General features: G+C 45.2%; 13 protein-coding genes. All 13 read left to right on the forward strand.

The annotated features are described in order from the left end of the window. The first annotated feature begins 3 nt into the window (after positions 1–3). On the forward strand, positions 4–870 hold the full coding sequence (gene rfbA / locus KZO25_RS02515) for a glucose-1-phosphate thymidylyltransferase RfbA (protein ID WP_223135718.1): 867 nt from the start codon (positions 4–6) through the stop codon (positions 868–870). Next, on the forward strand, positions 867–1,946 hold the full coding sequence (locus tag KZO25_RS02520; RefSeq protein ID WP_223135719.1) for a DegT/DnrJ/EryC1/StrS family aminotransferase: 1,080 nt from the start codon (positions 867–869) through the stop codon (positions 1,944–1,946). The genes rfbA and KZO25_RS02520 overlap by 4 nt, the downstream gene beginning before the upstream one ends. Further along, positions 1,939–3,138: an acetyl-CoA carboxylase biotin carboxylase subunit family protein gene (locus tag KZO25_RS02525; RefSeq protein ID WP_223135720.1), complete on the forward strand. Its 1,200-nt coding sequence runs from the start codon at positions 1,939–1,941 to the stop codon at positions 3,136–3,138. The genes KZO25_RS02520 and KZO25_RS02525 overlap by 8 nt, the downstream gene beginning before the upstream one ends. Further along, entirely contained in the window at positions 3,131–4,303 is a 1,173-nt protein-coding gene (locus KZO25_RS02530) for an acetyl-CoA carboxylase biotin carboxylase subunit family protein (protein ID WP_223135721.1), read from the forward strand. The genes KZO25_RS02525 and KZO25_RS02530 overlap by 8 nt, the downstream gene beginning before the upstream one ends. A 25-nt stretch (positions 4,304–4,328) precedes the next feature. Next, positions 4,329–4,832, forward strand: coding sequence for a GNAT family N-acetyltransferase (locus KZO25_RS02535; RefSeq protein WP_223135722.1), 504 nt, complete (start codon positions 4,329–4,331; stop codon positions 4,830–4,832). A 34-nt stretch (positions 4,833–4,866) separates the two neighbouring features. Beyond that, complete coding sequence (locus tag KZO25_RS02540; RefSeq protein WP_223135723.1) at positions 4,867–6,327, forward strand: lipopolysaccharide biosynthesis protein; 1,461 nt, start codon at positions 4,867–4,869, stop codon at positions 6,325–6,327. Then, positions 6,320–7,342 (forward strand): glycosyltransferase, encoded by a 1,023-nt coding sequence (locus KZO25_RS02545; RefSeq protein WP_223135724.1) that lies wholly within the window; start codon positions 6,320–6,322, stop codon positions 7,340–7,342. The genes KZO25_RS02540 and KZO25_RS02545 overlap by 8 nt, the downstream gene beginning before the upstream one ends. 106 nt (positions 7,343–7,448) lie before the next feature. Beyond that, the gene (gene cysD / locus KZO25_RS02550; RefSeq protein ID WP_223135827.1) at positions 7,449–8,357 is read left to right on the forward strand and encodes a sulfate adenylyltransferase subunit CysD; all 909 of its coding nucleotides are present in this window, start codon (positions 7,449–7,451) and stop codon (positions 8,355–8,357) included. Further along, positions 8,357–10,288: a sulfate adenylyltransferase subunit CysN gene (cysN, locus tag KZO25_RS02555; RefSeq protein ID WP_223135725.1), complete on the forward strand. Its 1,932-nt coding sequence runs from the start codon at positions 8,357–8,359 to the stop codon at positions 10,286–10,288. Before cysD ends, cysN begins: the two co-directional genes overlap by 1 nt. 241 nt (positions 10,289–10,529) lie before the next feature. Further along, positions 10,530–11,450, forward strand: a complete 921-nt coding sequence (locus KZO25_RS02560; RefSeq protein ID WP_223135726.1) for a glycosyltransferase family A protein — start codon at positions 10,530–10,532, stop codon at positions 11,448–11,450. Beyond that, complete coding sequence (locus KZO25_RS02565; RefSeq protein ID WP_223135727.1) at positions 11,447–12,592, forward strand: glycosyltransferase; 1,146 nt, start codon at positions 11,447–11,449, stop codon at positions 12,590–12,592. The genes KZO25_RS02560 and KZO25_RS02565 overlap by 4 nt, the downstream gene beginning before the upstream one ends. Next, a complete protein-coding gene (locus KZO25_RS02570; protein WP_223135728.1) occupies positions 12,582–13,226 on the forward strand; it encodes a sulfotransferase family 2 domain-containing protein in 645 nt (214 codons plus the stop codon). Before KZO25_RS02565 ends, KZO25_RS02570 begins: the two co-directional genes overlap by 11 nt. A 3-nt stretch (positions 13,227–13,229) precedes the next feature. Continuing rightward, positions 13,230–14,309 (forward strand): glycosyltransferase family 4 protein, encoded by a 1,080-nt coding sequence (locus KZO25_RS02575; protein WP_223135729.1) that lies wholly within the window; start codon positions 13,230–13,232, stop codon positions 14,307–14,309. The last annotated feature ends 9 nt before the right edge of the window (positions 14,310–14,318 follow it).

The following is a 14,318-nucleotide window of genomic DNA, read 5'->3' on the forward strand; positions in this document are numbered from 1 at the left end:
ATTATGAAAGGTATTATTCTTGCTGGTGGTAGCGGAACACGCCTTTACCCTATTACCATGGGGGTCTCCAAGCAGTTGCTGCCAATTTATGACAAACCCATGATCTATTATCCACTATCAGTGTTAATGCTGGCGGGTATTCGTGATGTGCTGGTAATCACTACGCCTGAAGAAAACGAGAGCTTCCGGCGTCTGTTAGGTGATGGCCATCAGTTTGGTATTAACATAGCCTATGCAGAGCAGCCGAGCCCCGATGGGTTGGCACAGGCATTTATCATTGGCGAAGAGTTTATTGGCGAAGATAATGTCTGTTTGGTGCTGGGGGATAATATTTTTTATGGCCAAGGTTTCAGCCCCAAACTGAAGAGTGCCGCAGCCAGGGAGTCGGGAGCAACGGTATTTGGCTATCAGGTAAAAGACCCAGAGCGCTTTGGTGTAATTCAGTTTGATAAACAGAAGCGTGCGCTCTCAATTGAAGAAAAACCTGACAAGCCCAAGTCAAACTATGCGGTGACAGGTCTCTACTTCTATGATAATGATGTCATCGAGATTGCCAAACAGGTGAAGCCCTCGCATCGTGGCGAGCTTGAGATTACCAGCGTGAACCAAGCGTATCTTGAGCGAGGCGACTTAAGCGTCCAGCAGCTGGGGCGTGGCTTTGCATGGCTCGATACTGGCACGCATGAGAGCCTTCTTGAGGCTGCTCAGTTCGTAGAAACCATCGAGAAGCGCCAAGGTTACAAGATCGCATGTCTGGAAGAAATTGCCTGGCGTAATGGTTGGCTGAGCACCGAGGCGGTTATCGAAGCCGGAGAACGGCTATCTAAGAACGGCTATGGCCAGTATTTACTGGATGTTGTTGAAGTATGATTCCCGTAACCAAACCCTACCTACCCAGCCGAGAAGCCCTCGACCGATACTTAGATGGTATCTATGAGCGTGGGTGGTTGACCAATAATGGCCCGTTGGTGCAGGAGCTGACTGCCCGACTCGAAACTTACCTTGGTGTAGACAATCTGCTATTGGTCAGCAACGGTACTTTGGCCCTGCAGGTAGCCTATCGGGCGCTGGGCATTACCGGCCGGTTAGAGCCCACTGAGGCGATCACCACACCGTTTACATTCGTTGCCACTGCTAGTTCGCTGAAGTGGGATGGCGTGTCGCCAGTTTTCGTGGATATTGACCCCTACACCTGGTGTCTCGACCCAGCGCAGATCGTAGCTGCCATCACACCTCGTACCCGTGCCGTAGTGCCGGTACATGTATTCGGTAACGCCTGTGAGGTTGAAGCAATCGACTCCGTGGCTCAATTGCATGGGATAAAAGTGGTCTACGATGCCTCCCACGCCTTTGGGGTGACCTATAAAGGCGAAAGCCTGCTCAAGCATGGCGACGCTGCCACGCTTAGTTTCCACGCCACCAAGCTGTTTCACACCGTGGAGGGAGGCGCCATCGTTTTCAAGTGCAAGGAAGACCTGGAGCGCGCCCGGCAGATGATCAACTTTGGTATCACTGGTCCTGAAAGCATTGATGAGATCGGCATCAATGCCAAGATGAACGAGTTTCAAGCTGCCATGGGGCTGTGTGTGCTCGACGAAATTGAGCGGAATCTCGCGGCTCGCAAAGCAGTATGGGATCAGTACATGACTGCGTTGGGCAACAAGATGGTGTTTCAAAAGCGCACGTTGGGGGCAACAAATAACTATGCTTACTTTCCTGTGCTGCTAGAAAGTGAGACGCATGTAAAAAAAATCATCGCCCGGCTAAATGAGCAGGGTGTACTACCGCGTCGCTACTTTTCTCCGTCGCTTGATTGTACAAGCCTATATGGTCCAGCAAATAGCCCTGTATCACAGGACATTGCAACTCGCATTCTATGTCTTCCGATATATTCTGAGGCTCCTGCTGACCATGTGGCCAATGCTTTGGAGATAGAGTATGAGTGAGCAAAAAAGGCTGCTGGTACTGGGTGGGTCGCCGTTTCAAGTACCACTGATCGAAAAAGCCAAGGAACTTGGCCTGTATGTGATCACATGTGACTATCTGCCGGACAATCCTGGTCATGCATTGGCAGATGAATATTACGATGCTAGTACCACTGATAAGGAGGCGGTACTCGAAGTTGCTAAACGTTGTCGAGCCGATGCTATTACCAGCTTTTGTTCAGATCCCGCGGTACCTACCGTTGCTTATGTGGCAGAGGTGTTAGGTTTGCCTGGTCCAAGCTTGCTTTCTGTCGAGCTGTTGACGGAGAAAGATAAGTTTCGTGGTTTGATGAGAAGGGTAGGTCTTAACGTACCCATTTGCTACACAGTTAAAGCGGGCGAGTTGCCCAGCAGCATCGAGTCGACACAGAACTATATAGTTAAGCCGGTCGATTCCTCTGGAAGCAAAGGTATCACTAAGAGTTCTGGAGAGACAGCTCCTCTTAAGCAAGCAGTTGACTATGCACTGCAATTTTCTCGCGCTGGACGCTGTATTATCGAGGAATTTATTGACGGCAAGCAAGTGCATGGTGATGCCTTCGTTAAAGATGGAAAGCTGATTTACTACTATCTGGGTGATCATTATTTTTTTACTGGTACCAATAGTTTTATACCAATTTCTACGCGCTGGCCTGCGAATATTTCTGAAAAGGCAATGCATTCAGTAGTGGAACAAACCGAAAAGCTAGTTCAGGCAGCCGGCTATCTCCAGGGTCCTGTCAATATTGAGGCGCGGATAGGTAACGACGACAAAGCCTATATTATAGAAATTGGACCCCGAAATGGTGGTAACTTTGTGCCAATTATACAGCAGCGGCTTAGCGGTTTTGATTTCACTAAGTCTGTCATAGATCTTGCGCTAGGCAAGCAAGAAATTCCCACAAGCTTCACGGTTTTTGCCGCAGGAGCACATTATGTCCTGCACGCAGAAAAAGAGGGTAAGTTCTCTGGGGTAATAGTCGGTGACTTGCTGGAGAAGTGTTTATTCTTTAAGAAGCTTTTTAAGGATAAAGGTGACGAAGTAAAGGCTTACACGGGATCTAATCAAACAATAGGGGTCCTTTTGTTTGATTTCGGAGGTTCAGAATTTAGTGACATGGCCACCTGTGAGATATTTGACTTGATTAACGTTACGGCAGACTACTATGGATAAGGTTGTTTTTTTAGTCGCCGGAGAGCAGCAGGCAGAGGGGATAGAGTATGCATTGTCAAAGGGCCTGGAAGTCCATGCTTTTGATAACAACCCTAACAACCTGGGACACAGAATAGCCAGTTTTTCGCATAACATTGACGTTTATGATGAAGACAAAATTTTAGAAATTTCAAAAGCGATTAAGCCTATTGCAGTTGTAAACTTTGTTTCCTCTCATGGTATTCTTACTGGCATTAGATTGCGAGAAGAACTAGGACTGAAAGGGCTTAATAGGACTGCATATTATACAGTGTCAAGTAAGAAAGTATTCCGGGATTTTCTTGTTAAGCACGGAATGCCATCGCCTAAAGTATATGCTTCTGAAGAGGCCGTTTCGGCATTAGACGGACATGAACTGATAGCAAAGCCGATAAACGGCGGTGGAAGTAGGGGGGTTGTACACATAAGCAGTAGAACAGCAATGCTGTCTTTTTTCAGAAGTACTCCAGAAAAAGAAAATTATATAATCGAAGAATATATTAACTACAGCCATAGATTGAATGGTGATTGTTTAGTAGTTGATAACGAAATTTACTTCATGATAGTGGGGGATTACTATTATGATTCATTCAATAGCCTCGTTTCTTATGCCACAGCGTTTCCATCAACTTATGATTATCATACGGTTGAGCGCTTTCTATCCTCTTTCGTTAAAAAAATAAACTATGGCACGGGACCTATGAACTTTGAGTTCATAGTAAGAGACGATAAGCTGTATTGTATTGAAATCAACCCTAGGCATAGTGGAAACTTTATACATGAAGTTATGTCTGAAATATACGGTTTTAGATCGGCAAAAATGAATGTTGATATTTCGCTAAATAGAATAAAGCATGCAGAGCTACATGAAAGAAACCAGTTTGGTTTAAAAAACAATACGAAGTTTTATGCTACAGCTATATTGTTCAGCGAGGTAGATGGAATTTATGAAGGTATAATAGTAGATAGTAGCCTTGATCCTTTAATTTTGCGCTTAACCAAATTTAAAGATAAAGGCGATAAGGTCAGCCGTTTTGAAACATTATACGATCGAGTTGCTTTAGCGGTTATGCAATTTGATAGCAAATTGCAAATGGATAGAGTTCTGAGTTCTTTTAGAGACTTTTACGAAATTGAATTAAGATAAGTGGTGATATATGAAAATATTACCCGTGGAATTGTACGGCCTGTCGTTACGCCTTATTGATATTTCTGATGCGAAAGATATAGCATCTCTTAGATCTAGTCCTGAGCTGACGAAGTATATGATAACTTTGGAGGAGGATGTTGAAAAGCAAAAAGAATGGATAAGGGCTTATAAAAAAAGAGAGTCTTTAGAGATCGATTATTACTTCGCCTATGAAAATGAAAATGGTTTGATTGGATATAATAGGATTTCAAAAATAAACTGGCAAGACATGACCGGATTTGCTGCTAGTTGGATAAAAAAGCCAGCTGTAAAAGGTTTCGCTAAGGAAATGTTTTTAGCTAGATGTGATGTTGCTTTTCATATACTTGGTTTGAAAGTGTTGTTCACTGAAGTTCATGAAAAAAATCAACGTGCAATAAAATACTGGGTTGCGTATGGTGCGGAAGCTATTTTACAGAAAAATGAATTTATAACTTTCAAGTTGCCTTCTGATATTTATGAAGCATATAAATATGGCCAGTCATAATTTAACTGTAATTTTCATCATGCGGGAATCTTAAATGCTGAAAAATCGTACAATGGCTGGAGTCTTATGGAATTTCCTGGAGCAACTCAGTAAGAGAGGGATCAGTATTGCTGTTACCTTACTTCTTGCTCGGCTTCTACTTCCGGAAGATTTTGGCCTCTTGGCGATGATGTCGGTATTTGTTACCATTGCCTCAGTCCTAATGGATTCTGGACTAAAACAGGCGGTAATCAGGAAAAAAAATGCTCAGCAAGCTGATTACAACACTGCATTTTATGCCAATATATTAGTTGGCATACTGTCTTACTCTATTTTGTATATCTCGGCCCCATGGATATCCAGTTTCTATGATGAGCCTCGGCTTGTGTTGCTCATCCGAGTAGCTGGTTTGTTAGTTATAATAAATTCTTTTCAGATTGTTCAGAGTGCGATACTCAGCCGAAAGTTGAACTTTAAAGCGCAGCTTCAAGCATCAGTGCCAGCAAGCATATTGTCAGGCAGCTTCGCTGTTTTTCTCGCCTACAATGGAGCTGGAGTCTGGGCGCTTGTGGCTCAGATGATGCTAAGTGGCTTGCTGCTAACAATATTCCTTTGGCGCTTGCAGTCGTGGAGGCCATCGCTGACCTTTAGCTGGTCTTCATTTAAAGAAATGTACTCGTTTGGCTATAAGCTTTTTCTGGCTAGTCTTTTAAGCCACTTCACTAAAAATATATACGTACTCACTATTGGTAGCGTTTTTGGAACTGCGGTTGCTGGCTTGTATTATTTTTCTTACCGTCTAAAAGAGCTGGTGGTGAGTCAGTTAGTCAGTGCTGTTCAAAAAGTAACATTTCCTGCTCTCGCTACTATGCAGGATGACAATGTAAGGTTAAAAAAAAGCTATAGGAAAGTTCTTCGAGCGACCACTTTTGTTTTATTCCCTTGTATTTTGCTAACGGCATCTTTGGCTGAACCTCTATTTGAGTTTGCACTTCCTGAGCGCTGGCTAGATGCCTCTATCTATTTGCAAATTATGTTTCTTGCGAGCATGCTTTATCCTTTGCATGCCATTAACTTAAATATACTCAAGGTGAAGGGGCGTACTGATATTTATCTTGGTATCTCAGTATTCAGGAAGTTTTTCACATTCTTTGTGCTTTTTATAAGCTATCGATATGGCGTGGTGGGTATACTGGTAGGGCAGATTTTTCTCTCAATCTTTGCATATATTCCCAATAGTTACTATTCACATAAGCTAATTGGCTATAGTGTTAGAGAGCAACTCGCGGATTGTGCTAGTTCATTTATATTGTCGGCAGTGATTTTCTCCGGAATTTATTTTTCCGTGCAGTACTTGGTTTGGTCTCCTCTCGTTAAACTTCTCTTTTTCGCGCCTTTAGGGGTGATGCTGTATATTGGCCTTGCCAAAATTTTTAAGGTGAAGGCGTACAAGCAAATTGAAGAATTGGTTCGTTCTCGCCTGAACATTCGTGGGATAGGAAGAAAATATGTCTAAGCTACGGGGCGAAGATGAAATTCTTAGCCATTGGCAAGGTCGTCCTGACGATCCTTATGTAAGTATTTGCTGCATGGCTTTCAATCATGAGCCATTTATTCGGGACACGCTCGACGGATTTTTATCTCAGCTAACCAATGTGCCATTTGAGATTTTGATTCATGATGATGCCTCTAGCGATGGCACTGCTGATATTATTCGCGAATACCAACATCGATACCCCAGTATAATAAAACCAATTTTCCAAGAGGTTAATCAGTATTCTCAGGGTAATCGTCCAGCGAGATTAAATAATAAGCGTGCTAAAGGAAAGTATATAGCTATTTGTGAAGGAGACGATTTTTGGATAGATAAAAATAAGCTGCAGCATCAGTTTGATGTCCTCGAAAAGCACGATGGTATAGACATGTGTATTCACAGTGGCTATCAAATCAATATGCTCGATGGTAAAAGAAGTGAAATTGGAAAATACCTTGATCAAAGCGGTTTGATCCCGGTAGGCGATATTGTTTTAAAGAGGCATGGTCAAATACCGACCGCTTCGACATTTGTCAGGAAACATATTACTGATGAAATAGCCAGTTTTCGTGATACTCATCCCTATTTAACTGCTGGTGATATATATCTTCATTTTTTTGGTGCTAAACGAGGCGGGGCTTTCTATATTAATAAGCCGATGTCCGTGTATCGTGCATTCGTGCCTGGTTCATGGACGCAAAAAAATCGTAATGATTATACAAAGCGTCTTGCCAACATCAGCGCTAGGGTGAACTCATATGTTGAACTGGACAAGCTCACCGACTATAAGTATCACGCGGTTTTTTCTGAAGTAAACCGGACATGGGTGCTAAGAGTTTTAAAAGACTATCGGGTGCCCTATAAACCGAAGCTCGACTTTTACCGCCAACACTCTCATTGCTTGTCACTTAAATATAAGTTGGCATTTCTGCCAATCGTCTCAGTTCCTGGTGCATTTGCTCTATCCAAGGCTGTTAGGAAGAAGGTGCCTTCATAACTGGATTGTTAAGGCGCCTAGACAGCTTCATCATTACGCTATTTCTTGATGGACTATGCCGCGGGTAGCACCGCCCCAACACTTCTATTTGGCTTTATTTATGGAAATGACTCCCGAACGCCAGACCCACCTCAAGCAGCTCGAGGCGGAATCGATCCACATCATCCGAGAGGTTGCAGCGGAGTTCCGAAACCCGGTGATGATGTACTCCATCGGCAAGGACTCGTCGGTGATGTTGCACCTGGCTCGCAAGGCCTTCTATCCGGGGACGCCACCCTTCCCGTTGATGCACATCGATACCACCTGGAAGTTTCGGGAGATGATTGCGTTTCGCAACCGCATGGCTGTGGAATCCGGCATGGAGCTTATCGTGCATACCAACGAGGAGGGGCGTGCGGCCAACATCAACCCATTCGACCACGGCAGCGCCAAGTATACCGACGTGATGAAGACCCAGGCGCTCAAGCAGGCGCTCTCCCTTCACGGCTTCGATGCCGCTTTCGGCGGTGCGCGGCGTGACGAAGAGGCTAGCCGTGCCAAGGAGCGGGTCTATTCGTTTCGCGACAAATATCACCGCTGGGACCCCAAGAACCAGCGTCCGGAGCTGTGGAGCATCTACAATGCCAAGGTCAACAAGGGGGAGTCTATCCGCGTATTCCCGCTATCCAACTGGACCGAGCTCGATATCTGGCAGTACATCTACCTGGAGCAGATTCCCATCGTCCCGCTTTACTATGCCGCGCCTCGCCCTGTGGTGGAACGCGACGGCATGCAGATAATGGTTGATGATGAACGCCTTCCGCTCGAGCCTAATGAGAGGCCTGAGGAGAAATGGGTGCGTTTTCGCACCCTCGGCTGCTACCCGCTGACTGGCGCGGTGGAGTCCCGGGCCGCTACCTTGCCCGAGATCATCCAGGAGATGTTGTTGACCCGCACCAGCGAGCGCAGTGGTCGCGCCATCGATCATGACCAGGCGGGTTCAATGGAAAAGAAAAAGCGTGAGGGGTATTTCTAATGTCACACCAGTCAGCGCTCATCGCCGACGACATCGAGTCCTACCTCAAGGAACATGAGAACAAGGATCTGCTGCGCTTCATTACCTGTGGCAGCGTCGACGATGGTAAGTCGACCTTGATCGGGCGACTGCTGCATGACGCCAAGATGATCTATGAAGATCAGCTGGCGGCAATCACACAGGCCTCGAAGACCAGCGGTACCACTGGCGATGCCGTGGACTTGGCGCTGCTGGTCGATGGATTGCAGTCGGAGCGCGAGCAGGGCATCACCATCGATGTTGCGTATCGCTATTTCTCCACTGACAAGCGCAAGTTCATCATCGCCGACACACCGGGGCACGAGCAGTACACCCGCAACATGGCGACCGGTGCCTCTACTGCGAGCCTGGCCGTAATCTTGATCGACGCGCGTTATGGCGTGCAGACCCAGACACGACGGCACAGCTTCATTGCCGATCTGTTGGGCATTCAGCATCTGGTGATCGCGATCAACAAGATGGATCTGGTCGAGTTTTCCGAAACGCGTTACCACGAGATTGTCGAGGCATACCAGGCGGTGGCTGACAAGCTTCACGCCCCGGACATCCGCTTTATTCCGTTATCGGCCCTCAACGGTGACAATGTCGTTGATCAGAGCGAACATACCCCCTGGTATCGAGTCGATGGCGTGCCGGGTCCCACGCTGCTCAACCTCCTCGAAAGTGTTGCGATCACACATGATCAGAACCTGCGCGATCTGCGCTTGCCGGTACAGTACGTCAACCGTCCCAATCTCGACTTCCGCGGCTACTGTGGGACGCTAGCCGCCGGCATTCTGCGTACTGGCCAGGCGGTCAAGGCCCTTCCGTCCGGTAAATTCAGTAGCGTTGAGCGTATCGTGACCTATGATGGTGATCTGGATGTCGCCTATCCCGGCCAGGCGATCACCGTCACCCTCAGGGACGAGATCGATGTCTCCCGGGGTGACTGGCTGGTCGGTGGCGATGCTGAGGTCCCGCTGTGTCAAGGCTTCGATGCCGATATCGTCTGGATGCATGAGAGTCCTCTCGAGCCTGGAAAGCTGTATGACCTCAAACTCGCTACTCGCGACATGGCGGGCAGGGTCACCGCCATCGCTTACCAGATCGACGTCAACACACTCGAGCACCGCCATGCCGAGAATCTCGACCTCAACAGCATTGCGCGCTGTACCATTGAACTCACCGCCCCTGTCCCGGTGGACGACTACCGCAAGAGCCCCGGTACCGGTAGCTTCATCTTCATTGACCGGCTGACCAACGTCACGGTCGGCGCCGGGATGATCCACCAGCCCACCGACAGCGAAACACCCTACGAATACCGTGCTCACGACAGCAAGGCCGATGTTGTCTGGAATCGGACCAGTGTCACCCAGGCGATGCGAGAACAGCTCAATGGCCATGCTGGCAAATGTGTCTGGTTTACCGGGCTATCCGGCTCCGGCAAGTCGACCCTGGCGAATGCTCTGGAAATCGAACTCAACCGCCGCGGTTACCACACCATGCTGCTTGATGGCGACAACGTTCGACACGGGCTGTGCAAGGATCTCGGCATGAACGAAGCTGACCGCGCTGAGAATATACGCCGCGTAGGCGAGGTCGCAAGGCTATTTGCTGAAGCTGGTATTATCGTCATCACCGCCTTCATCTCCCCATTCCGCAAGGATCGCGACGAGGTACGAGCGCTGTTCGGCGAAAATGCTTTTATCGAAGTGCATGTAGATACGCCGCTGGACATTTGTGAACAGCGGGATCCCAAGGGGCTCTATCAGAAGGCTCGAGAGGGAAAGATCAAAGATTTTACCGGGATCGACAGTCCGTATGAGCCGCCTTTACAGGGAGAGGTAGTGTTGAACACAGTACTCGATGATGAACAGGTTCTTGTGGCAAGAATACTCAAATATATTTCATGACTTGGAATCTATAATCATTAAATGAGCAATAGAAAACGCTATTGATTGGTCCGCTTTAGCAACATGCATATCCTGAACAATGTGCTGGAATACCAAACGCCAAGCAAAATTTCAGTGTTGCAAAAATAGCAGGAAGAACAGAATAATAATACATTTACCAGCGGATAACGGATATTATTGATTTATAAGGTTGTCTCGCAATGATCGTTAATTTAATTTATTATTTTATTCGGAATGCTCTATGTTTTCAGTAATTATACCTGTCCATAATAAAGAAGAGTACGTGGTTGCTGCCATAGATTCAGTGTTGGCTCAGTCATTCAATGACTTTGAGCTAATTTTGATTGATGACTGCTCCAGTGACAGGAGCGCTAGATTAATTGAGCCTTATAAATCGGATAAAGTAAGAATATTTTACAGGGACACACCAGGCCCTGGAGGGTATGCGGCACGAAATCTTGGGGTTGAAAAAGCGAAATATCAGTGGATCACGTTTTTAGACGCTGACGACGTTTGGTATTCCAATCACCTTGAAACAGCGTGTGAATTAATAAAAAAATACCAGGGCGTCGAGTTTTTTAGCTTTTCTAGAGAGAAAATTTATAAAAATCAAAGAACTGGATTTTTTCATCCCATAGAAGAAATGCTTGAGTGTGATGCCGCTTTAAAAAGATATTCCCGTAAAGATATATTCCATACAAATGCAGTTGTGATAGGAAAGGATCTTTTCATTACCGCTGGTGGATTTCCGGCAGGTCAGTGCAAGCGCGGTGGTGATAGTGACCTTTGGCTTCGGCTACTTCTAAGCTGTGATTCAGTCGTTGTTTCACCTGTAGTGTCGTCATGCTATGTACTGGATAACAGCGGCGTTATATATGGCAAGTCAAAAGTGGAAAAACAACACCCTGTTCAGAGGACTGTAGTCGAATATTTGAATAAAAATCCGGATAGTAAAGTAAATACTGCGCTGAAAATCCTTTCTAATAGAAAGAATATTTCTTGGTTGTCAGCGAGAAAGCGCGCTGGTGATTTTACCTTTTCAGAGCTTGGTGTTATCTATTTTTCATGTCTGGACTCTACTAGTGTCAAGCAAATTATTAAACTTTTCGTGCCGCTTCCTGTTTCAAGAATTTCTGCCAATATCAGGAAGAATTTATCATGAAGGTCTTTTTCGTGTGTTCGTCCTTTGGTGGTGGTGGTGCCGAGAAAGTAGCTGTCAAGCTATCAAGCTCTCTTGCTCAGCAGGGGCATGATGTTAGCTATATTTATTGGACATCAAAGGAGGGGCAAGAATACCGGTTGGATGAAAATGTTAAGCTGAATAAGATTGATGCCCGCAATCCTGTCACTCGTGCTTTTGCTGTAAAAAAATTGATCAAAGAAAATCGACCAGACGCTGTTTTTTCATTTACTGATATCCCAAATATAGTCACTTTTTTCGGTTGTGCGCTATCTTGGCCTTATAAGTGCCTGCGAGTACCGAATGTCAGAATTGATGTGGCCGAAAAATACCGCAACATGAAAATGACCCCATTGTTAAATTTCCTTTCCTTTCTGCATGGCCTTTCCTGCAAGAGGGCAGCACTTGTACTAGTGAATTCGGAAGACTCTGGCACTTCACTATGCGAGTTTTATCACCTAAACAAAGATAAAGTACATACTATTTATAACCCTGTGTTTGATGAAGTGCCGGGTGTTTTTCCGCAATCAGAAAACACGGCTAATGGTTATAATCATAGAATCAAGGCAATTAATATAGGGAGGTTGACAAAAGCAAAAGATCAACATATGTTAATTAATGCCATTGATTATGCAATTAACAAGCTAAATATTGATATTAATCTGGATATATATGGGGAAGGTGACCTGTATGACGACTTGCAAAATGATATAGCACGTCGTGGCCTTGCCGATCGTATTTTTCTAAAATCTTTCGATCCCGATATAGAAAAGAAGATAAAAAATTATCACCTCTTCCTTTTTTCATCTCGTTGGGAAGGTTTGCCAAACGCATTGATAGAGGCGTTGGGAAGTGGGGTGGAGGTGGTTTCAACGGACTGCCCTAGCGGTCCAAGGGAGATACTGGATAACGGGCGTTTTGGAAGCCTCGTAGACATTGGTGACTATCAACAAATGGCAGAGGCTATCAGGCGTATTTATCCAGAAGGTAGCTATACTTTATCTGGTAATACAAGAGCCAGGGAAATCAGTGACGATCTTAAAAAACATCTTGAGAAATTTTCTATTAAATTTGTAACGTCACAGTATGTCCAACTGGTTTCAAGGAAGATACATGAACAGTAAAGGCGTCAAGCACAAAATCAATCTTTATAGGCGGTATTCGTACTGGAAGAAAAGTGGTTGCATTTATATACATGTGCCTAAGGCTGCAGGTACCAGTTTAAATAAGGCAATATATGGCCGTACATTGGGACATTACACTGCCAGTGAGATTCGTTCACACTTCCCAAAGCTGTTTTCTAAAGCGTTTGTATTTTCCTTTGTCAGGAATCCATGGGATCGTGTTCTATCGGCATACCGCTTTGCCTGCATTGGTAAGACCAATAGTATGGGGATGTATCGCCCCGAGCAGTATAAAATACCTGAGTTCGAAACTTTTGAGCGGTTTCTTTTCGAATGGCTAGCTAAACAAGAGTTGCATAAGATTGATTTTGTTTTTCAGCCGCAAAGCACGTTTGTGGTTGACAAGCATGGAGAGCTCTTGACTGATTATGTGGGGAAGGTTGAGAGCCTGGAAGTCGATATAAAAAATGTCGAGTCAAGGCTCAATAAAAAGATCAACGTTGGTCGGGAAAATACAACGTCTAATGATTCTGACTATCGTAGCGAATATGTCAATGATGATATGGTTAAACTGGTAAAGATCCTTTATCAGGATGACATAGATCGCTTCGGCTACGTTTTTGACAAGAGTTAATTTATGAGAATTCTCCACATTATATCTTCTGCGGCAGCAGGCGGTGCTGAAATTTATGTCAGAGATCTTTCTGTAGAGATGGTCAATGCTGGGCATGAGGTGTTCATTCTTTTCCTGGATAGAGCGTCTGAGGCAGGAAGAGACGGCAATTTCGAGTCGGTTTTTTTGAAAGAACTTGAAGCGCAAAATATAAGTTACGATTTTATTGGGTCTGCTGCTCGTAAAAAGCCGTGGCGGGGAATCAGGAGTATAAATAAGGCTGTGTCCAGTTTCTCTCCAGACATTGTTCATTGCCATTTGTATTATGCGGCCATTTTTTCTCTTTTCGTAAAAAGAGCAAAGGTGGTTTATACGCATCATAATATTCGTCTCGGTGCCAGTTCATTAATCTACAAGCTTCTGGACATGAAGGTGTCCAGATACGTGGGCATTTGCTTGGCATGTAAAAAAAAACTTGAAGACGTTTCACGTAAAAAAGTGGTAAGGATTGATAATGGTGTTACTCCCACTCGCTTAAATAAAAGATTAAGAACTCAGAAAATTAGTGGTGAGGCGGTGCAATTGATAAGCGTCGGTCGGTTGTCTGATCAAAAAAATTTGTCCCTCCTCATATCTTCACTTGGACAACTTGGCGACTGCAACTACCAATTGAAAATTGCAGGAGAGGGTGCATTGCGCGCGAGTCTGGAGCAGCTGGCACTAGATAATGGCGTATCTGATAGAATTGAATTTCTGGGTAATGTTACCAACGTTGATGAATTGCTTTACGATGCTGATATCTTTGTCATGTCTTCCGCCTGGGAAGGCCTGCCGATTGCTCAGATCGAGGCTACCCTTAGCGGACTTCCGGTAATTGTGACCAATGTCGGTGGCTGCGCTGAGATTGTGCATAAAGTCTGTAATGGAATCGTGGTCGATGAATTGAATGAAGATAGTTATGCTGCAGCGCTTAGAAAAATGGTCACGAACGACTCCTTGCGTAATATTTTTTCCCAAAATGCACTTTCTTACTCAAGCGACTATTTGATTAAAACATCTTCAGATAAACATATTGCTTTATACCAAGACGCGACAATGGCCTAATTAAAGGTC

This window comes from Halomonas sp. ANAO-440, from assembly GCF_019915905.1.
Classification (GTDB): Bacteria; Pseudomonadota; Gammaproteobacteria; order Pseudomonadales; family Halomonadaceae; genus Halomonas; species Halomonas chromatireducens.

Coding starts and splice junctions, on each gene's coding strand:
- KZO25_RS02520 (WP_223135719.1), top strand. CDS start 867: ATGATTCCCGTAACCAAACCCTACCTACCCAGCCGAGAAGCCCTCGAC.
- KZO25_RS02530 (WP_223135721.1), top strand. CDS start 3,131: ATGGATAAGGTTGTTTTTTTAGTCGCCGGAGAGCAGCAGGCAGAGGGG.
- KZO25_RS02525 (WP_223135720.1), top strand. CDS start 1,939: ATGAGTGAGCAAAAAAGGCTGCTGGTACTGGGTGGGTCGCCGTTTCAA.
- rfbA (WP_223135718.1), top strand. CDS start 4: ATGAAAGGTATTATTCTTGCTGGTGGTAGCGGAACACGCCTTTACCCT.
- KZO25_RS02565 (WP_223135727.1), top strand. CDS start 11,447: ATGAAGGTCTTTTTCGTGTGTTCGTCCTTTGGTGGTGGTGGTGCCGAG.
- KZO25_RS02570 (WP_223135728.1), top strand. CDS start 12,582: ATGAACAGTAAAGGCGTCAAGCACAAAATCAATCTTTATAGGCGGTAT.
- KZO25_RS02575 (WP_223135729.1), top strand. CDS start 13,230: ATGAGAATTCTCCACATTATATCTTCTGCGGCAGCAGGCGGTGCTGAA.
- cysD (WP_223135827.1), top strand. CDS start 7,449: ATGACTCCCGAACGCCAGACCCACCTCAAGCAGCTCGAGGCGGAATCG.
- KZO25_RS02560 (WP_223135726.1), top strand. CDS start 10,530: ATGTTTTCAGTAATTATACCTGTCCATAATAAAGAAGAGTACGTGGTT.
- cysN (WP_223135725.1), top strand. CDS start 8,357: ATGTCACACCAGTCAGCGCTCATCGCCGACGACATCGAGTCCTACCTC.
- KZO25_RS02545 (WP_223135724.1), top strand. CDS start 6,320: ATGTCTAAGCTACGGGGCGAAGATGAAATTCTTAGCCATTGGCAAGGT.
- KZO25_RS02540 (WP_223135723.1), top strand. CDS start 4,867: ATGCTGAAAAATCGTACAATGGCTGGAGTCTTATGGAATTTCCTGGAG.